14 protein-coding genes are annotated in these 18,705 nt (G+C 64.0%); 4 read left to right on the top strand and 10 right to left on the bottom strand.

The genetic code is table 11. The features are described from left to right. Window positions 1–56 precede the first annotated feature (56 nt). The 5 genes from QCM77_RS29850 to QCM77_RS29830 all read right to left on the bottom strand — a co-directional run bounded on the left by QCM77_RS29850 (window position 57) and on the right by QCM77_RS29830 (window position 8,293). Window positions 57–2,078, bottom strand: a complete 2,022-nt coding sequence (locus tag QCM77_RS29850; RefSeq protein WP_279685983.1) for an acyl CoA:acetate/3-ketoacid CoA transferase — start codon at window positions 2,076–2,078, stop codon at window positions 57–59. 113 nt (window positions 2,079–2,191) lie between these two features. After that, entirely contained in the window at window positions 2,192–3,502 is a 1,311-nt protein-coding gene (locus QCM77_RS29845; protein WP_279685982.1) for an MFS transporter, read from the bottom strand. Window positions 3,503–3,698: 196 nt separating this feature from the next. After that, window positions 3,699–5,141 carry a sigma-54 interaction domain-containing protein gene (locus QCM77_RS29840; RefSeq protein ID WP_279685981.1) on the bottom strand — a complete coding sequence of 481 codons (1,443 nt, stop codon included), beginning with the start codon at window positions 5,139–5,141 and terminating at the stop codon, window positions 3,699–3,701. 243 nt (window positions 5,142–5,384) lie between these two features. Continuing rightward, the gene (locus tag QCM77_RS29835; RefSeq protein ID WP_279686011.1) at window positions 5,385–7,121 is read right to left on the bottom strand and encodes a putative bifunctional diguanylate cyclase/phosphodiesterase; all 1,737 of its coding nucleotides are present in this window, start codon (window positions 7,119–7,121) and stop codon (window positions 5,385–5,387) included. Window positions 7,122–7,327: 206 nt separating this feature from the next. Next, a complete protein-coding gene (locus QCM77_RS29830; RefSeq protein WP_279666314.1) occupies window positions 7,328–8,293 on the bottom strand; it encodes a sensor histidine kinase in 966 nt (321 codons plus the stop codon). A gap of 194 nt (window positions 8,294–8,487) precedes the next feature. On the opposite strand from QCM77_RS29830, the gene QCM77_RS29825 reads away from it, so the two are divergent. Beyond that, the gene (locus tag QCM77_RS29825) at window positions 8,488–9,327 is read left to right on the top strand and encodes an SDR family NAD(P)-dependent oxidoreductase (RefSeq protein ID WP_279666316.1); all 840 of its coding nucleotides are present in this window, start codon (window positions 8,488–8,490) and stop codon (window positions 9,325–9,327) included. A 246-nt stretch (window positions 9,328–9,573) separates the two neighbouring features. On the opposite strand, the gene QCM77_RS29820 is transcribed toward QCM77_RS29825, so the two are convergent. The 3 genes from QCM77_RS29820 to sthA all read right to left on the bottom strand — a co-directional run bounded on the left by QCM77_RS29820 (window position 9,574) and on the right by sthA (window position 14,117). Next, on the bottom strand, window positions 9,574–10,950 hold the full coding sequence (locus QCM77_RS29820; RefSeq protein WP_279666317.1) for a cytochrome P450: 1,377 nt from the start codon (window positions 10,948–10,950) through the stop codon (window positions 9,574–9,576). Window positions 10,951–11,188: 238 nt separating this feature from the next. After that, the gene (locus tag QCM77_RS29815; protein WP_279685980.1) at window positions 11,189–12,424 is read right to left on the bottom strand and encodes an LLM class flavin-dependent oxidoreductase; all 1,236 of its coding nucleotides are present in this window, start codon (window positions 12,422–12,424) and stop codon (window positions 11,189–11,191) included. Window positions 12,425–12,725: 301 nt separating this feature from the next. Further along, window positions 12,726–14,117, bottom strand: a complete 1,392-nt coding sequence (sthA, locus tag QCM77_RS29810; RefSeq protein ID WP_279686010.1) for a Si-specific NAD(P)(+) transhydrogenase — start codon at window positions 14,115–14,117, stop codon at window positions 12,726–12,728. Window positions 14,118–14,276: 159 nt separating this feature from the next. Here sthA and QCM77_RS29805 point away from each other — a divergent pair, with 159 nt between their 5' ends. Together QCM77_RS29805 and QCM77_RS29800 are read left to right on the top strand one after the other, a co-directional pair. Beyond that, a complete protein-coding gene (locus tag QCM77_RS29805; RefSeq protein ID WP_279685979.1) occupies window positions 14,277–15,689 on the top strand; it encodes an MFS transporter in 1,413 nt (470 codons plus the stop codon). Window positions 15,690–15,829: 140 nt separating this feature from the next. Next, a complete protein-coding gene (locus QCM77_RS29800) occupies window positions 15,830–16,990 on the top strand; it encodes an extracellular catalytic domain type 1 short-chain-length polyhydroxyalkanoate depolymerase (protein ID WP_279685977.1) in 1,161 nt (386 codons plus the stop codon). A gap of 1 nt (window position 16,991) precedes the next feature. Here the strand turns inward: QCM77_RS29800 and QCM77_RS29795 are convergent, their stop codons facing one another. Next, entirely contained in the window at window positions 16,992–17,294 is a 303-nt protein-coding gene (locus tag QCM77_RS29795) for a hypothetical protein (protein ID WP_279666323.1), read from the bottom strand. 129 nt (window positions 17,295–17,423) lie between these two features. Here QCM77_RS29795 and QCM77_RS29790 point away from each other — a divergent pair, with 129 nt between their 5' ends. Next, complete coding sequence (locus tag QCM77_RS29790) at window positions 17,424–17,804, top strand: winged helix-turn-helix transcriptional regulator (protein WP_279666325.1); 381 nt, start codon at window positions 17,424–17,426, stop codon at window positions 17,802–17,804. A gap of 61 nt (window positions 17,805–17,865) precedes the next feature. On the opposite strand, the gene QCM77_RS29785 is transcribed toward QCM77_RS29790, so the two are convergent. After that, complete coding sequence (locus QCM77_RS29785; protein ID WP_279685975.1) at window positions 17,866–18,546, bottom strand: MBL fold metallo-hydrolase; 681 nt, start codon at window positions 18,544–18,546, stop codon at window positions 17,866–17,868. Between the last annotated feature and the right edge of the window lie 159 nt (window positions 18,547–18,705).

Genomic DNA, 18,705 nt, shown 5'->3' with positions numbered 1-18,705 from the left:
TCCCGATTTAAAGCCTCTCGGCAATAGCGATTTGCACAACGGTACGAACATTGCAATTAAACCTTCCGGCTGAGCTTAACGCCCTCGACCTGACGCCAGTCCGACCGCGCCTCGTCCGGGCTCTCGAAGATATGCGGCGCAACGCCGCGCTTCTCCAGGGCTTCGCCGAGCTTGATGCGCAGGAAGCCCGACGTGGTGTAGCGCGACACGCCGGAATAGAAGCGATCGACGAGGCTGCGCACCATCGCCGAATATTCGTCCATCAGCTCCGGCAGGATGGAAAAATTGTCATAATTGACGATGGCGTAGACCCGGCGGCCGAGCGGGGCGAGCCTCGCCTCGACGATGGCCGCGATGGTGTCGATCTCGCACCTGCTGCGCAGCGGATAGCGTTCCAGGTTGACGAAGAACAGGTTCTGCTGCTCGTCCAGCGTGAAGCGTTGGTCGAGCGGGATGGTGAGCAGGCGCTCGCGCAGGTCCATGAGGCCGTCGCGGAAGATGCGGTCGTCCATCGCTGCGGGATCGCGCGGGATCAGCGGCTTGAAATCCATCAGGCGCAGGATATCGCGCTCGATGTCGATGCCGGGCGCGACCTCGGTGAGCTCGAGTCCGTCAGGCCGCAGCTCGAACACACAGCGTTCGGTGACATACAGCGTGCGTTGCCGCCGCGCGGCGGCAAACGGGCCGCTGAAGGTGACGTGTTCGACCTTGTCGACGAATTTGCGTGATGTCGCCTCATTGAGGATGACGAGTTTCCCGTCATTCACCGCAATGCGCTGCTTGCCCGCGCCGAACGTGCCGACGAACACGACCTCTTTGGCATTCTGGCTGATGTTGATGAAGCCGCCGGCACCCGCAAGCTTCGGGCCGAACTTGCTGACATTGAGATTGCCGGCGCGGTCCACCTGGGCGAGACCGAGGAAGGCGGCGTCGAGACCGCCGCCGTCGTAGAAGTCGAACTGATACGGCTGGTCGATCACCGCCTGCGTGTTGATCGCCGCGCCAAAATCGATGCCGCTCGCGGGGATGCCGCCGATCACGCCCGGCTCCGCCGTCAGCGTGATGAGGTCGATGATCCGCTCCTCATTGGCGACCGAGGCGATCCCCTCGGGCATGCCGATGCCGAGATTGACGACGCTGTTGGCCTTGAGCTCGAGGGCGGCGCGCCGGGCGATGATCTTGCGCTCGCTGACCGGCATCACCGGCAGTGAGGCGGCGCGGACGCGGATCTCGCTCGAGAAGGCCGGATTGTACTGCGTGCCAAAGGTCTGCCAATGGTTCTCCGGCTTCGCCACGACGACACAATCGACGAGAATGCCGGGAATCTTGACCTGGCGCGGATTGAGACTGCCGCCCTCGGCCACGCGTTCGACCTGGGCGATGACGATGCCGCCGGAATTATGCGCGGCCATCGCGATGGCGAGCGCCTCCAGCGTCAGCGCCTCCTTCTCCATGGTGAGGTTGCCGTCGGGATCGCCGGTGGTGGCGCGGATGATCCCGATGTCGATCGGAAACGCCTTGTAGAGCAGGCACTCCTCGCCGCCGATCGTGATCAGCTCCACAAGCTCTTCGGTGGTGCGAGCGTTCAGCTTGCCGCCGCCGTGCCTGGGATCGACGAACGTGCCGATGCCGACGCGGGTGATATGTGCCGGACGATGCGCGGCGATGTCGCGGAACAGATGCGTGATAACGCCTTGGGGCAGGTTGTAGGCCTCGATCTGGTTGGCGATCGCGAGCTGCTGTAATTTCGGTGCAAGGCCCCAATGGCCGCCAATCACGCGGCGCACCAGGCCTTCATGGGCGAAATGATTGAGGCCGCGATGCTTGCCGTCGCCCTGGCCCGCGGCATAGACCAGTGCGAGGTTGCGCGGCTTGCCCTGCGTGTAGGGCGCATCGCCCTCGTTGGCGAGATAGAGCTCCTCCAGCGCGACCGCGATCTCCTCGGCAAAGCCGATGCCGACGAAGCCGCCGGTCGCCACCGTGTCGCCGTCGCGGATCAGCATGACCGCTTCGGCCGCCGTGACGACCTTGCCTTTCTCGGAATTGCGCAGGTAAGGCAGAGCTGGGTGATGGCTCACGGCGTTCCTCCCGATCTCTTCGACCGCATGCCGTTGTTGCTGTGTATTGCCCCTATCGCGAGGAGCAGCCCTGGAAAGCTTGCTCCTCGCGACAGAAGGCATCGTCGGGACGTTCAGGCCTGAACTATCTTGCGTGTTTCGGTGGCGAAGTAGACCGACACGATGGTGATGATCGCCAGCGCGATCATGTACAGCGAGATCGGCCAGGTTGCTGGCGCGTAGGCCGTCATCAGGCCCGTCGCGATCAGCGGCGACAGCGCGCCGGCGAAGATCGAGGCGAGGTTGTAGCCGAGCGAGACGCCGCTGTAGCGGACCTTGGTGCCGAACAGTTCCGACAGGAAGCTCGCCTGCGGGCCGTACATGGCGGCATGACCGATGGCGAGGCCGAGCACGATCGCGATCCAGGCATATTGCGGATTCCTGGTCGCCAGCAGCATGAACAGCGGGAACGACATCAGTGCCGAGAACACCGCGCCAAAAATGTAGATTGGTCGCCGCCCGACGCGGTCGGAGAGCGCACCGAAGGCCGGAATGGTGAAGGTCTCGATCGCCGCGCCGATCAGCACGCCGTTGAGCATGTCCTGCCTGTTCATGCCGAGCGACTGCGTCGCGTAGGCGAGCACGAAGGTGGCGTAGATGTAGAAGAAGCCGTTTTCGGCAAAGCGCGCGCCCATCGCCAGCAGGATGTTCTTGGGATACATCCGGATCGCCTCGATGATCGGCATCTTGACGTCCTGCTTGCTGTCCTTGACCTTCTGGAACTCCGGCGATTCCGCGATGGTGAAGCGGATCCACAGGCCCACGAGCACCAGCGCGATCGAGAACAGGAACGGGATGCGCCAGCCCCAGGCCAAGAGCTGCGCGTCGGTCAGCATCGAGGACACCACCGAGAACACCAGCGTGCCGAGCACGAGGCCGAGCGGTGCGCCGAGTTGCGGCCAGCTTCCGTAAAAGCCTTTCTTGTCCGCGGGCGCATGCTCGACCGCCATCAGCACCGCGCCGCCCCATTCGCCGCCGAGGCCGAAGCCCTGGACCAGGCGGCAGGTGACGAGCAGGATCGCGGCCCAGATGCCGGCGGTCTCGTAGGTCGGCAGGAATCCGATCGCCGCGGTCGCCGCACCCATGATCAGCAAGGTCAGATAAAGCATGGTCTTGCGGCCGATCTTGTCGCCGTAATGGCCGAATACGACGCCGCCGAGCGGGCGCGCGATGAAGCCGAGCGCATAGGTCGCGAACGCCAGCAGCGTTCCCATCATCGGGTCGAAGTTGGGAAAGAACAGCTTGTTGAAGATCAGCGCCGCGGCGGTGCCGTAGAGGAAGAAATCATACCACTCGATGGCCGTGCCGATCAGGCTCGCGGTGGCGACCGTGACGTGCGAGGGCTGTTTGGCCTGAAGCTGATGGACCGTGATCGCTTCACTCATCTTGCATCCTCCCTGGTTGCGAATGCGCATGTGCAGCATGCGTCATTGTGCAAAGCGAAGAGCAAGGTCCGCGCCAGATGCGGTCGGTTTGCGCAAAATGGCTGAAAAGACGGCAATTCCCGCATTCGCGCCCGGGAGGAGCCGCGATGCACCGTGTCAGGAATCCGAGACTCCGGACAATTCCGTGTCTCGAAACTCAGACGGAGGCCGGTCCCGCGGCCAAGCCGAACTTGGCGAGCTTCTTGTAGAAGGTCGCGCGCGAGATCCGCAGCATCCTGGCGGCCTCGGAGATCTGGCCGTTGCTGGCGGCGAGCGCCTGTTCGAGCGTGTGCTTCTCGAACTCGGCCTCGGCTTCGGCATAGGGCACTACGAGCCCGCCCGGACGCGCCGGCGCTGCGGGCCTCACTTCGGTGCCGACGGGGAGGATGCGGGCGACATCGTCGCCGGTCAGCCGTCCGGAATCGCTGAGGATCAGCGCGCGCTCCAGGATGTTGCGGAGCTCGCGGACGTTGCCCGGCCAGTCGTAGCGCGCGAGCGCGGCGAGCGCGCTCGGCGTGATCCTGGCGTTGACGTAATCGCCGGATGCGCTGATGTCCTCGAGCAGCCGGGCGCAGATGTCGGGGAGATCATCGAGGCAGTGGCGCAGCGGCGGCAGATCGATCGAGAGGACGTTGAGACGATAATAGAGGTCGGGCCGGAAGGCGCCGTCGCTGACGCGCTTGCGCAGGTCCACATTGGTGGCGGCGATCACGCGTAGGTCGACCTTGGAGATCTTGTCCGAGCCGAGCGGCTCGATCTCGCGCTCCTGCAGCACACGCAGCAGCTTGGCCTGCAATTGCAGCGGCATCTCGCCGATTTCGTCGAGGAACAGCGTGCCGCCGTCCGCGATGCGGAACTTGCCCTCGCGCCCCCTGCGGTCGGCGCCGGTATAGGCGCCCGGTGCGGTGCCGAAAAATTCCGATTCGATCAGCGTGTCGGGGACCGCGGCGACATTGACGCTGACGAACGGCTTTTCCGCGCGGGACGAGGCGTTGTGAATCGCCTGGGCCAGCATCTCCTTGCCGGTTCCGGTCTCGCCGGTGAGGAGCACCGTGACGCTCTGCCGCGCGGCGCGGCTTGCAAGCTCCTTGGCCTGCGCGATTCCCGGCGTCGTACCGACGTAGTCGGCGAAGGTGAAGCGCGCCGCACGGGGGTTGGACAATTGCCGCCGCGCCAGCCGCAGATCGCTCTCGAGCTGGGCCACGCGGGCGAGCAACGGCTTGAGGCTTTCGAGGTGGTCGTAGAGCACGAAGCCGATCGCGCCGATCACCTTGCCGTTCTCGTCCTCGATCGGCATGCGGGTGACGACGAGCTGCTCGCCGCCGAGCTCCATGATGTCGAGCAGGATCGGCTCGCCGGTCTCGGCCACCTTCCGCATCAGGCTGTTCGGAATGACCTCCTCGATCGGCCGGCCGATCGCTTCACTGGTGCGCTTGAGGCCGAGGGAGGCGAGATATTTTTCGTTGACATAGACGACCCGCCCGCCGCGGTCGATCGCGATCGCGCCCTCGCAGAGGTTTTCCAGCCGCTCGAACAGCGTCTCCATCGCGCGCGCACGGAGATAGGCGGGATCGCTGATCGAGGACGAAGAGGCAGACATGACATACCTCGGGGGAAGTGCGCCTGCTTATCACCAAAAGGCCCGTAATTTCAAAGGGGGAATTGGAGGCTGAGCCGTTCGCAATCTATCCACCGTTACCCCTGAGGTGCGAGCCTCGAAGGACGACGGCCCGGCTGCATCCCGGCCGTTCATCCTTCGAGGCCCGACCCACGATGCACGCATCGTGGGCCACGCACCTCAGGCTGACGGGGAGTGCTCATTGTATGTCAGTTGTCTGGGACCCTACCGTCGATAGCCGCCGGCGCGCGAATAGCCCTGCCGGTTCTGTTGCGTCGAGCGGTTTGTGACGCTGGCGCGTGCTTCGCTGGAGGCTGGCGTCGCCAGCTTCAGCTCCTCCAGGAAGATCGGCCGGGAGAAATAATAGCCCTGCGCGTAACGGATCTTGGTCGCAGCCTGGAGATAGGCGAGCTCCTCGTAGGATTCGATGCCTTCGGCAATCACGGTCATGCCGAGCGCTTCGCTCAGGGATTCGATCGCGCGCAAGATGCCCTGGTTGCGTGGTCGCTTATGGATATCTGTGATGAAGGAGCGGTCGATCTTGATCTCGTCCGCAGTGATGTCGGCCAGCGCCGAGAGCGAGGAATAGCCGGTGCCGAAATCGTCGATCGAGATACCGACGCCGAGCTTGCGGAACATCGGCAGGATCTCGGCCTGGAAATGATTCTTGGCGACGAAGGCGTCTTCGGTCACCTCGATCATGAAGCGCTGCGGAAAGCCTGTGTCGTTGAGCGCCTGCGCAAAGCTGCGCATGAATTCGGGGTTGCCGGCCTGCTTGGCCGCGACGTTGATGCTGATGGTCGCTTCCGCACCGAACGTCTCGTTGATCAGGTCGATCGACTTGACGATCTCGGCGAGCACGAGATGGGTCAGCTCGTCGATCAGCCCGAGTTCGCCGGCAAGATTGATGAACGAGCCGGGCGCCTGGATCAAGCCCTCGTCGTCGCGCAGCCGCACCAGGGCCTCGATGCCCTTTACGTCCTGCGTGCGGATGTCGACCTTGGACTGGAAGGCGCAGCAGAAGCGCTTCTCGAGGATGGCGAGCCGCAGCGATTGCTCGATCTTCGTCCGCGCCAGCGCCTCGCGCTCCATGCTGGAGTCGAAGAAGGCCGCCGATCCCTTGCCGTTATTCTTGATGCGGTACATCGCGATGTCGGCGTTCTGACGCAGTGTCTCGAAGTTGCTTCCGTGATCGGGATAGAGGCTGATGCCGACGGAGATGGAGGCGAAGACTTCCGAATTGTCGATAAAGAACGGCGCCGTCAGCCGCTCCAGCGTCGATTGCATGAACTCGGCGACTTCCTCCTGGCTCTGGATCGGCGACAGCAGCAGCAGGAATTCGTCGCCGGAGATGCGCGACAGCATGTCCGAATCGCGCAAGTCGCGTCCGAGCCGCTTCGACAGCTCGACCAGCAGGGCGTCGCCCACGGCGTGGCCGTAATAGTCGTTGATGTGCTTGAAATTGTCGACGTCGAGAAAAGCGAGCGCAAAGCGCTCGCCAGCGCGACCCTGGGCGAGCTGGCTGGTGGCGCGATGTTCGATCACGCGCCGCGAGGGCAGGCCGGTGAGCTCGTCGAAATAGGCCGAGCGGAACAGCTGGTCCTCGAAATTCTTCTGCTCGGTGATGTCGGAGGAGGCCGAGATCAGCAGCTCGCGTCCGTCGACGCGGACCGGACGATGGGTGGTCAGCAGCACCTGGCGTGCGGCTCCGTCGTGGAGCGCTTCCTCGGCGACGACCGCCTGGCCGGAGCTCAGGGCCTGCCGGCAGGCTTCCCGGCGCGGCGCGAGATCGCGCGAGGGACGGCTGCCGTCCATGCCGAGCTGGGTGGCCGCAACATCGTTGACCAGGAGAAGCTCGCCTTGCGCGTCCTGCACGGTCAGGCCGGCAGGCAGCATTCTAACGATTTCCTTGAGAAATCCGAGTTCGGCTTCACTCGCGCCGGAATATTTGTTGCCGTTCATAGAAGTCATGAATCTTGTTGTTTCAGCGCGCCTTTGTAATGGCCGCGATCTTGCGCGGTTCCCTCTTAAGTTCGGTTAAGGGGTCCGGAGAAATACGGTGGTGTCTTGCGGCGATGCGACACGCAGCCCATCGTCATTAACAGAGCGTCAACGCGCCCAGCGAAACCGCGAGCAAAGCGCGCGATCGAGTTTCGTTTGCGCTGTGTCTAATCGCTTTTGGGGATACGGCATTGCATGATGCAATGAAGTCCGGTCCTGAGATAAGTGACCTCGGTCTTGCCGTCGAAGGCCGACAGCGCCGACTTCAACAGCTTGGTGCCGAAACCCGGCTCGGAGACCTTGTCGACGCTCGGGCCCTCGGTTTCATCCCAGGTGACGGTCAGACGGTCGTCGCTGACAGTCCATGACACCTGCAACAATCCGCGCGGCGCGGAGAACGCGCCATATTTGCCCGCGTTGGTGGCGAGCTCGTGAAACATCAATGACAGCGTGACCGCAAGCTTCGGCCGCAGGAACAGCCGTTCGCCGTTGAGCGTGAAGCGGACATGGCCATACGGCCCGAGCTCGGCGATCAGGAGATCGCGGATGTCGCAGCCCGCCTTGTCGATCCGCGAGATCAAATCGTCGGTCGTGGCCAGCGACCGCAGCCTCGGATCGATCCGGGCCCAGATCTGCGGCTGGTCGTACAGCACCTGGTGCAGCACGGCATGCACCGTCGACAGCTTGTTCTTCAGCCGGTGCTGGAGCTCGTCGACCAGCAGCTTGCGATAGTCTTCTTCCTCGATCAGGCGTCTGGAAATCCGGCGCTGCTCGACGAGGAGCGAGCGATAGTGCTCGACGCCCCAGATGGTGAGCGCGCAGACCGCCCAATAGAGCGCCAGCAGGGCGAATCGCGCGTGATCGGCAAAAGCATCGCCGAAATTCACGACGACGCCGAGCACGCCGCCGACCAGCGCCGTGATGATGCCGATGCGGAAGCCGCCGAACGCGCCCGCAAAGAACACGGCCGGGAAGTACGGCGTGAAATAGACGTCGGGCCGCACATGGGCGAGACCCCAGCGCGCCAGCGTCGCAACCAGCAGGCAGGCGACCGCAAACGCAAGGCTCAGGCCGAGCGATGGCGGCGCCACGCCCTGCCAGCCCTTGCGGAATTCGTCGATCAGCTTCCCCATGCGCAGTCCGGTCGCGATATGCGTTCGACAATCGAGCGGTCGCCAGGAATGTTACGCATGTCGTCGGCGCAAGCAAAGCTTGCCTTGTCGGGAGTCGGCAGGAATAGTGCCTGCTGCGGCGCCGACTGTCGCGGCGCCGTCATCGATCGGTGTCCGCCATTTGGCGTCAAGGGGTTTGAAAACAGGGACATTCCATGGGCAGGCTGGACGGCAAGGTCGCGGTGATCACGGGCGCGACAAGCGGGATCGGGTTGCGGACTGCGGAAGTCTTCGTTGCCGAAGGTGCCAAAATTGTGATCGCGGGCCGGCGTGTACCGGAAGGCGAGGCGCTGGCGAAGCAGCTCGGAGCGACTTGCGTCTTCCGCCAGACGGATGTGACGGTCGAAGCGCAGATGCAGGCGCTGATCGCGCTCGCGATGGACAAATTTGGCCGCATCGACTGCCTGTTCAACAATGCCGGCGGCCCGGCGCAGACCGGCGGCATCGAAGGCCTCGAGGTCGAGCGCTTCGACGCGGCGATGGCGACCTTGGTGCGCAGCGTCATGCTCGGCATGAAGCACGCCGCGCCCACCATGAAGACGCAGGGTTTTGGCAGCATCATCAACAATGGCAGCATCGCCGGCCGTCTCGCCGGCTTCTCGTCCTCGATGGTCTATGGTGCGGCCAAGGCGGCGGTGATCCATCTCACCAAATGCGTGGCGATGGAACTCGGCGAGTCCAACGTGCGCGTCAACTCGATCTCCCCCGGCGCCATCGCGACCGGCATTTTCGGCAAGGCGCTCGGACTTTCGACCGATGCGGCGGAGAAGACGCCGGCGGTGATGCGCGAGGTCTACAAGACCGCGCAGCCGATCCCGCGCGCCGGCCTCCCTGATGACATCGCCCATGCCGCGGTGTTCCTGGCCAGCGACGAATCCAGCTTCATCAACGGCCATGACCTCGTCATCGACGGCGCGATGACCGGCGGCCGCAACTGGAGCCAGCAACAGCAGGGTTACGTGGCCCTGCGCAAGGCGTTCGATCAGGGGGCGTAGGAAGTAGGTCCTCGTGCCCCGGACGCAGCGCAGCGCTCCTTAAGCGGTGCGCTGCAGAGCCGGGGCCCATCTCTCGCACGGAACGTGTCTCACGATTCTGGGTCCCGGCTCGCGCTTCGCGCGTCCGGGATACGAGAGTGGAGCGCTAAAGCATGATCCGGAAAAGTGCGAAGCGGTTTTCCGAAAAGATCATGCTCAAACAACAACCTAAAGCGCGATGATGATTCATCCTCATTTCATCGCGATTTAGACCGCCTTGACCCGCACCCGCAGCCCGTCCCGCGGCTTCGGGATCGGCCACATCTGCCAGTCCGGCTTGTAACCCGGCTCCAGCGACACCTCGATGTTCTGCAAGAAGTGCCGCGCGAAGCATTTCGCCTGCATGTAGGCGAAGTGCAGGCCGAGGCACATATGCGCGCCGCCGCCGAACGGCACCCAGGCGAAGCGGTGGCGGTTGCGTTGGGCCTCTTCGGTGAAGCGAGAGGGATCGAAGCGATCCGGCTCCGGCCAGATGTCCTTCATGTGATGGGTGTAGAGCGGGTTGACGCCGACCGCGGTGCCGGCGGGAATCGTAAAGCCCTTGAAGGTGAAATCGCGCATGGCGCGGCGCGGCATCGAGGGCACCGGTGGCTTGAGCCGCAGTGCTTCCTTGAACGCCATCTCCGACAGCGGCATCTTTTCCAGATCGTCGAAGCTACTTGGCGCATCAGGGGCGAGCCCCAGCGCCATGACCTCCGCGCGCAGTCTGTCCTGCCAGTCGGGATTTGCGGCGAGCTCGCCGATGAAGGACGTCAGCGACGAGGTCAGCGTATCGTGGGCCGCCATCATCAGGAAGCTCATGTGGTCGATGATGTCCTGTTCCGAGAGCAGCGCGCCATCCTCGTGGGTTGCGCGGCAGAGCTGCGAGAACAGGTCATCGCCGCCGTGATTGCCGCGTCGCAGCGGAATCTGCTGGCGGAAATAGGCGACGATGCGCTTGCGGCCCCTGACGCCGGCCGCCATCTGTGTGCCGGGCAGCGGACGGCGGATCGGGGCGACGGCGGCGGCGACCATGTCGACGAAGGCGCGGTTGATTTCGTCGACCTCCGGCCCGATATCGGCGCCGAGAAAGGACGCCGCGGCGAGATCGAGCGTGAGCTGCTTCATCGCCGGATAAAGCTGCATCTCGCCGGGCTTGGCCTTCCACTGCGCGACGCGCGCCGCAATGCCACGGTCGAGATCGCTCAGATAGGACTTCATCGGTCCGGACTTGAACGCGACCGACAGCGCCTTGCGATGCAGCCGGTGCTCGTCGAAATCCAGCAGCATCAATCCGCGCGGAAACAACAGGCCGAGCACCTTGTTCCAGCCATGGGTCGAAGAGAACAGCTTTTGCTGGTCGAACAGCACGAGCTCATTGGCTTCGGGGCCAAGCAGCACGACATTGGTCTCGCCGAAAAAATGGGTGCGGTAGACCGGGCCGTATTTGGCGCCGTTCGCCTCGATATGGCCCTTGGGGTCGGCGAGCACCTGAAAGGTCTTGCCGATGATCGGCCAGCCTTCGTCGCCGGGGATGTGTGTCAGCTCGTTGCGCTTGGGCGCGGTGAAGCCGAGCGCAGGGGCGGCCACATTCTGCATCGACATGACGATTGCTCCGGTTGGCTAGACCCAACATAACACAAATCCGGGTCCGCTGATGCGCCGGTGCTTCTCTGCGGCCATCCTTCGAGACGCCCGCCCTTGGCGGGCCCTCAGGATGAGGACAGAGTGTGCGGCAGCAGTTTCAACGGACTCCGGTGCCGCTTAGCCTCATCCTGAGGAGACCGCGGAGCGGTCGTCTCGAAGGACGAGGCGTTCGCCGAGGTCCGGGCGGGCGCTGAACCTATCGCTTCGCTGCTTCCTTCTGCAAATCCGGGGCGTTGACGGCGGGAATGGCGACGCGGCCGGGGCCGGTCACCTTCAGCGCCTCGGCGGCCTTCTCGTTCTGCATGATCTTGGCCATCACGGCCTGGCCCGCGCGTTCGAAGATCGCGCGGTTCTCGATCACGAATTTTTGCGACTTGCGCAGGCCGTCGATGTAGCCGTTGATCTCCGGCACGACATAGCGCGCGACCATGTCCCAGCTCCGGCGCGTGGCTTCCAGGTTGGCCCAGTCGTGCACGAAGCCGATGACGGCGCCGACGCCGCCGGAGACCTGCATCACGTTCTTGATGGTTTTGACGAGATCGTCGGGCGTGCCGATGGTGGAGGCCGCGCCTTCGACGAAGGCGGTCTTGTCCACGGCCTCGTCGGGCGAGGCGAACGCGGTGAGGCCGGGCCGTTGCAGCGTGCCGACATTATATTCGTTGTGCCAGCGCATCAGCCCGGCGCCGGCCTCGCGGCGCGCTTGCTCGCGGGTCTCGGCGATGTGAAAGCTCAGGAGCACGCGCCAGTCGGCGCGGTTGACCGTGGTGCCGTGCTTTTTCGCCGCGTCCTCGGCGAACTGCCATTGCTGCTGGAGCGACATCAGGCCCTGCGTCGTCATCGAACCCAGCGAGATGATGCCGATGCCGTATTTGCCGGCGAGCGTCATGCCGGAGGGCGAGATCTGCGAGGCCACCACGAACGGCATCTCTTCCTGCAGCGGCAGGATCTGCAGCGCGGCGTCGTTCATGGTGAACCAGTCGCTCTTCGCCGTGACGCGCTCGCCGCTGAAGAGGCGGCGGATCACGCTGATCGCCTCGTCCTGGCGGTCGCGCTGCGTCATCGGATCGATGCCGAGCGTATGCGCGTCGGAGGCGAGCGCGCCGGGACCGGAGCCGAAGATCGCGCGGCCGCCGGTCATGTGGTCGAGCTGCACCATGCGCTGCGCGACGTTGTAGGGATGGTGATAGGGCAGCGACACCACGCCGGTGCCGAGCTTGATCCGCTTGGTGCGCTCGCCGGCCGCGGCCAGGAACATCTCGGGCGAAGCGATCATCTCCCAGCCGGAGGAATGATGCTCGCCGCACCAGAACTCGTCATAGCCGAGGCTATCTAGCTGCTCGACCAGGTCGAGATCGCGCCGGAACTGGAGCATCGGATGCTCCCCGATCGGGTGATGCGGGGCAAGGAAGGCTCCGAACTTCAGGCGCGCCATGGCGTTCTCTCCGGCTTTCATTTTTTGTTCGTTTGTGGCGCGAAGCTACGTGCTGGGAAGAGCGAAGGCAATCGCACGATGTCCCGCGCAGCGGAATGCAGGCATGCGTTGAGGCGCTACTGCGACGTACTCGGCCTGCATGGTTCGAGACGCCCGCTTTGCGGGCTCCTCACCATGAGGGTCTAAGACCGCGTCGCGAAACCAGACCTCATCCTGAGGAGCCGCGAAGCGGCGTCTCGAAGGATGGCCGCGAAGGGACTGCTCGCCAATTTTGCTGCGCGCGGCAAGATGAAGCGCGCCGCTACCGCGTCATCCTGTTCCACGCATCGAGGCCCGCGATCTTGTACGCCTCGGCCAGAGTCGGATAGTTGAACGTGTTCTGGATGAAATAGTCGATCGTGCCTTTGAGATTGAGCACGGCCTGGCCGATATGGATCAGCTCGGTGGCGCCCTCGCCCAGAATATGTACGCCGAGCAGGCGACGCGTCTTGGTCGAGAAGATCATCTTCATCATGCCGCTGTTCAGCCCCATGATGTGGCCGCGCGAGGTCTCGCGGAAGCGCGCAATGCTGACCTCGTAGGGGATGCCGCGGGTGCGCACCTCCTCTTCGGTCAGGCCGGCCGTCGAGATTTCGGGCACCGAATAGATGCCGTAGGGAAAGAACTCCGGCGGCGCCATCGGCTCCATGCCGAGTGCGTGACAGGCCGCGACCCGGCCCTGCTCCATCGATGTCGAGGCAAGGCTTGGAAAGCCGATCACGTCGCCGGCCGCGTAGATGTGCGGCACGCTGGTCTGCAAGGTCACGGGATCGACCGAGATGCGGCCGCGATGGTCGACAACGATGCCGGCGGCCTCGAGGTTAAGGCGGTCGGTGGCGCCGACGCGGCCCGCGGCAAACAGCAGCATCTCCGTCGTGACGTGCCGCCCGTCGGACAGCTTTGTGACGATGCTACCTTGCGCGGTCTTCTCGATCGAGTTCACCTTGGCGCCGAGCCGCAGCGCGACGTTGCGGTCGCGCAATTCGTGCATGAACTCGTCGATCAATTCCTTGTCGATGAAATCAAGGAAGGTCGGCCGCGGTTCGATCAGCGTCACGGGCACGTCGAGCGCACTGAAGATGGTGGCATATTCGACGCCGATCACGCCGGCGCCGATCACGGCCAGGCTGCGCGGCAGCTTGGGCAGCTCGATGATCTCGTCGCTGTCGAGCACGGTCGCACCGTCGAACGGCACGTAGTCGGGCCGGAACGGGCGCGTGCCGCAGGCAATCAGGATGAAGGCGGCCGACACCACCTTGGTCTCGCCGATCGCGCTCGTGATCTCGACCTCGTGCGGCGAGACCAGCCGTGCCTCGCCATTGGCGGTCCGCACCAGATTGCGGCTGAATTGATGCTCGAGCACCTCGACCTCGTGATCGAGCGTCTTCTGCAGCCGGGTCATCAAATCGCTGGCCACGATGTCCTGCTTCACCCGGTAGGAGCGGCCGTAAAAGCCGCGCTCGCGCCAGCCGGACAAATTGAGCACGGTCTCGCGCAGGGTCTTGGAAGGAATCGTGCCGGTGTGGACGGAGACGCCGCCGACCCGCCGGCCCTTCTCCACCACCAGCACGGCCTTGCCGAGCTTGGCACATTGCACCGCGGCCCGGCGCCCCGATGGGCCCGAGCCGATCACCACCATGTCGTAATCGTACATCGGAAGACTTCCGAACCCCACGAGACCAGCGGGAACCGACATGCAGCAATCGGGCCAAGGGGACAAGGGGGTGGCAAGTCCTACCTCCGAGGTAATCGCGCGGATGACGCCGATCTGAGAGCATCGAGCGCAAACAAATGCCGGAAGGTTCGCGCGCCGATGCATCAAACCGTCACAAAGCAGATCGATTCGTCGCGGCGCTGGTGGGTGCTGGCGATCGTCGTCGCCGCGCAGTTCATGTTCGGCGTCGATGCCTTCGTGGTCAACGTCGCCATTCCCACCATCGCGGTCGACCTGAAGGCGTCGCCGGCGCAGATCGAATCCGTCATCGCGATCTATTTGATCGCCTATGCCACGCTGGTCGTCACCGGCGGCCGGCTCGGCGACATCCACGGCACCAGGAACGTCTTTCTGGCCGGCGTACTCGGCTTCACTTTGTCGTCGCTGTGGTGCGGCCTCGCGCTGTCAGGCGCGGGGCTGATCATCGCCCGGCTGGCGCAGGGCGCGACCGCGGCTCTGATGGTGCCGCAGGTGCTGGCGACGCTGCATCTGCTGTTCACCGACGAATCGCGCAGCCGTGCCTTCGCGATCTACGGCATCGTGCTGGGGCTCGCGGGCGCCGCGGGCTTCCTGCTCGGCGGTCTTCTGGTCACGATCGATCTCGCCGGCACCAGCTGGCGCTCGGTGTTCTTCGTCAATGTGCCCTGCGGTCTCGTCATCGCCTCTGCGGCCTGGCGCATCATGCCGTCGGTGCCGCGTCGCGCCGGCACGCGGCTCGATATCACGGGCAGTATCGTTCTGTTCGCGGGATTGCTGTGCTTGATCGGTCCGTTGCTGTTCGGCCATGACGCCGGCTGGGCGCCGTGGCTGTGGGTGGTGATGGCGATCGGCGGCGTGATCCTCGCGGCCTTCCTGAGGCTCGAGCACGCCGTTGCGCACGCCGGCGGCATGCCGCTGATCGATCTCACGCTGCTGGCGGACACGACCTTTCTGCGCGGGCTCGGGGCGGCCTTCTTCTTCTTCGCCGCCAACCTTTCGTTTTATCTGGTCATGACGCTGTTCATGCAGAGAGGATTGAAGATCCCGCCGCTCTGGGCCGGCATGGCCTTCATTCCGCTCGCACTCGCTTTCGTCGCGGCGTCGCGCCACAGCGGGACGCGGGCGCGGCGGCGCGGCACCAAGGTGTTGATCGAAGGCTGCGCGCTGCAGATCGCGGGCCTCGCAGCGCTCGCGCTTGTCGCGTTCTCTGTCGATGCCCCGTCTGCGCTCCTGCTCGCGTTCACCATGATCATCTTCGGCTACGGCCAGGGGCTGGTGATGGCGCCGCTCTCAGGCGCGGTGCTTTCGACAGTCCAACCCGTTGCGGCAGGCTCGGCGTCCGGGATGTACGGCACCACGGCGCAGATCGGAAATGCGGCCGGAGTGGCCGCAATCGGCGCTGTTTTCTTCGCCGTCGAAACCGTGCAATCAGCGCGCGCAGGATTTCTCGTCTCGCTCGCGCTGTTTGTGACGTTAATCATGATCTGCGCCGCATTTCTGGCGTGGATGCGCCGCGCATCTGCACGAAGTTGAGGCATTGAGGTTAATGCGCGCGGATTCCTGCGGGATTTCCCGCGATTTTCGCGAGATTGACAGCGCACGGTCTTTTTATTTTGCAATGCAGCAACTATCTGGTTTGACTAAACGTTGAACGTCGCCTGCCAGGAGTTGCCGTGTCGCTCGCCAGAAATGTCGGTCTCTTGAGACATCTGCCAAAGGTGGATGGTCTGCGCTTTGCTGAGTTCGGCCGGAGTGCGAATGCGTCGAGCCCTCTGCAAGAGGTGATCGGTTTCGGCGACAATCCCGGAGGCTTGCGCCTGTTCGCGTTCGTGCCGGCGCAGTTGCAGAAGCCGCGCGCCCTGGTCGTCGTGCTGCACGGCTGCGGCCAGACGGCCGCGGGCTACGACCTCGGCGCCGGATGGTCGACGCTTGCCGAGCACTACGGCTTTGCGCTGCTGATGCCCGAACAGCAGCGGATCAACAACGGCAACACCTGCTTCAACTGGTTCAATCCGGAAGACACTGCACGGGACAGCGGCGAGGCGTGTTCGATTCGCGAGATGATCGCGCACATGATCGAAACGCATCGCGTCGATCCCAGGCGCATCTTCATCACGGGCCTGTCCGCCGGCGGCGGCATGACGTCGGTAATGCTCGCGACCTACCCTGAAGTCTTCGCGGCCGGCGCGGTCATCGCGGGTCTTCCCTACGGCATCGCGACGAACCTGCGCGAGGCGCTCGACGGCATGTTTCATTCCCCGGTGCGCCCCGCGCGCGAGCTCGGCGATCTGGTGCGGCGGGCCTCGAATCATCGCGGGCCCTGGCCGAAGATCTCGGTATGGCACGGCAGCTCCGACCGCACCGTCAATCCCGGCAATGCCAACGAGATCGTCAAGCAATGGCTCGACCTGCACGATCTGCCTGATGTGCCGATGGCGGAAACCAATGTCGACGGTTATCCGCGCCAAGCCTGGTGGAACAAGGACGGCGAGACTCTCGTCGAGTCCTACGCCATCACCGACATGGCGCACGGCACGCCGCTCGGCATTGCCGACAACGACCAGCGCTATGGTGTGGAAGGCGCATTCCTGATCGAGGCCGGCATCTCCTCGTCCTATCACATCGCAAAATTCTTCGGCCTGACCGGCTGGATCCCCGATGCGGCCAGGAAGGCGGAGGCGAAGCCGGCGCTGACGTCCGCGCCGCATCTGGCACGCTCGATCCGCGTTGCGGTCGCCGAAGGGCCGGCCGAGCCGAAGCGCGAGGAGGCCCGCGGCTTCGATCTCGGCCAGATCATCACGCGCGCGCTCACTGCTGCGGGATTGATGAAATAACTCAGGCCGTCGCGCCGATCCACTCGATCGGCGTCACCGTCACCTCGCCGCCGGCGACCTTCCGCGTCATCTCCTGATAGGCCTTGAAGAAGTCGCGCGATTGCAGCGTCTTTTGCGCTGCGTCGTCGCTGGCGCTGGCGAGGTGAAAATAGCTGCCGTCGTCGCGGTTCTTGAGGACGCGATAGCCGATCCGACCTTTCAGCTCCGGATCGCCGTCGATCGCCTTGATGAAGCGGCCGATCTCCTGGTGCCAGGCCTCCGTCGTGCCGTCCTTGAATTCGTATCTGATCATGAAGTGCTTCATGTGAGGCTCCCTGTTCGTATGATGCGTCATCATCTGCGTGCTGGATGCAATCCTGCAAGTATGGACAAAATTGATAGTATGGACTTTTTCAGCGTCGCTCCTATCCTCTTCGAACATGGAGGAGACGACATGGCCAAGGGAAGGGCGAAGGCAACCCCGGCGCGCAGCTGTCCGGTCGCGGCCTTTCAGAAGATGATCAGCGGCAAGTACAAGCTGCGCATCGTCTGGGACCTCAAGGACGGCCCGCGCCGCTATGGCGAGATCCGCAGCGGATTGCTGCGCGGCACCGAAGGCAGCGCGGAGATCGCGCCGCGCGTGCTGAGCCGCGAATTGAAGGCGCTGACCGAGAGCGGCCTGATCGACCGCAAGGATTTTGGCGAGGTGCCGCCGAAGGTCGAGTATCGCCTCACCCGCAAAGGCAAGAGCTTTGTGCCGGTCGTCGCCGCGATCCGGCAATGGGGCGAGCGTAACCTCAGTGACGTGGCGGTGCTGGCGGACGCCGCCGAGTAGAGCATGATCCGGGAAAGTGTGAAGCGGTTTTCCGATCGGATCATGCTCAAATAAAGAAGGCTTACATTTCGCCGGTGATGAACGGATTAGTCATCCGCTCCTGGCCGATGCTCGATCCCGCACCATGGCCGCAGATGAAGCCGACATCGTCGCCGAGCGGCAGCAGCTTGGTCTTGATCGAGTCGATCAAGGTCGCGTGGCTGCCGCCGGGCAAATCGGTGCGTCCGACCGAGCCTGCGAACAAGACGTCGCCGACATGAGCGAAACGCAACGCCTTGTTGAAGAACACCACGCTGCCCGGCGAATGGCCTGGGCAGTGATAAATGTCGAACGTGAGACCGCCGATCGACACGGTGTCGCCCTCCTCTAACCAGCGGTCCGGCTCGAAATTGCGGCCCCCGGTCATGCCGAAGCGTGCGCCGCTCTCGACCACGTTGTCGAGCAGGAATTTGTCCGCGACATGCGGGCCCTCGATCGGCACCTTCAGCGCATCGCGGAGTTCAGCCGCGCCGCCGACATGGTCGATATGGCCGTGCGTCAGCCAGATCTTCTCCACGGTGACGCCGGTCTGCTTGATGGCGTCCAGGATCTTCGGCACGTCGCCGCCGGGATCGATCACCACAGCGGTCTTGGAAGGCTCGTCCCAGATGATGGTGCAATTCTGCTCGAACAGCGTCACGGGAACGATGATCGCGCCGGCCTTGGCTTGTTGAGACTCTTGACTGTCATTTTGCTCGCTCATGGGCCTCACAATGCCGATTTTTGCCATGCCGCCAAGCAAAAGATTCGCCCCCGGGCCCGGAACAGCCGCAGGCGCCGTCACACGGCCGTCCCAATTCGCCTGCTGGTTTGAACCGGGACGTTGCTTCCGCGTTCTCTCGCGCGAGAGGCAGATTTTTGG

It is taken from the genome of Bradyrhizobium nivariense, from assembly GCF_029846695.2.
Taxonomy (GTDB): domain Bacteria; phylum Pseudomonadota; class Alphaproteobacteria; order Rhizobiales; family Xanthobacteraceae; genus Bradyrhizobium.
The sequence above is the reverse complement of the archived record's forward strand: the minus strand, read 5'-3'. Positions and strand labels throughout refer to the sequence as shown.

Bases quoted from the DNA above. Each gene is read 5' to 3' on its own strand.
- QCM77_RS29845 (WP_279685982.1), bottom strand. From the start codon at position 3,502: ATGAGTGAAGCGATCACGGTCCATCAGCTTCAGGCCAAACAGCCCTCG.
- QCM77_RS29840 (WP_279685981.1), bottom strand. From the start codon at position 5,141: ATGTCTGCCTCTTCGTCCTCGATCAGCGATCCCGCCTATCTCCGTGCG.
- QCM77_RS29835 (WP_279686011.1), bottom strand. From the start codon at position 7,121: ATGAACGGCAACAAATATTCCGGCGCGAGTGAAGCCGAACTCGGATTT.
- QCM77_RS29830 (WP_279666314.1), bottom strand. From the start codon at position 8,293: ATGGGGAAGCTGATCGACGAATTCCGCAAGGGCTGGCAGGGCGTGGCG.
- QCM77_RS29825 (WP_279666316.1), top strand. From the start codon at position 8,488: ATGGGCAGGCTGGACGGCAAGGTCGCGGTGATCACGGGCGCGACAAGC.
- QCM77_RS29820 (WP_279666317.1), bottom strand. From the start codon at position 10,950: ATGTCGATGCAGAATGTGGCCGCCCCTGCGCTCGGCTTCACCGCGCCC.
- QCM77_RS29815 (WP_279685980.1), bottom strand. From the start codon at position 12,424: ATGGCGCGCCTGAAGTTCGGAGCCTTCCTTGCCCCGCATCACCCGATC.
- sthA (WP_279686010.1), bottom strand. From the start codon at position 14,117: ATGTACGATTACGACATGGTGGTGATCGGCTCGGGCCCATCGGGGCGC.
- QCM77_RS29805 (WP_279685979.1), top strand. From the start codon at position 14,277: ATGCATCAAACCGTCACAAAGCAGATCGATTCGTCGCGGCGCTGGTGG.
- QCM77_RS29795 (WP_279666323.1), bottom strand. From the start codon at position 17,294: ATGAAGCACTTCATGATCAGATACGAATTCAAGGACGGCACGACGGAG.
- QCM77_RS29790 (WP_279666325.1), top strand. From the start codon at position 17,424: ATGGCCAAGGGAAGGGCGAAGGCAACCCCGGCGCGCAGCTGTCCGGTC.
- QCM77_RS29785 (WP_279685975.1), bottom strand. From the start codon at position 18,546: ATGAGCGAGCAAAATGACAGTCAAGAGTCTCAACAAGCCAAGGCCGGC.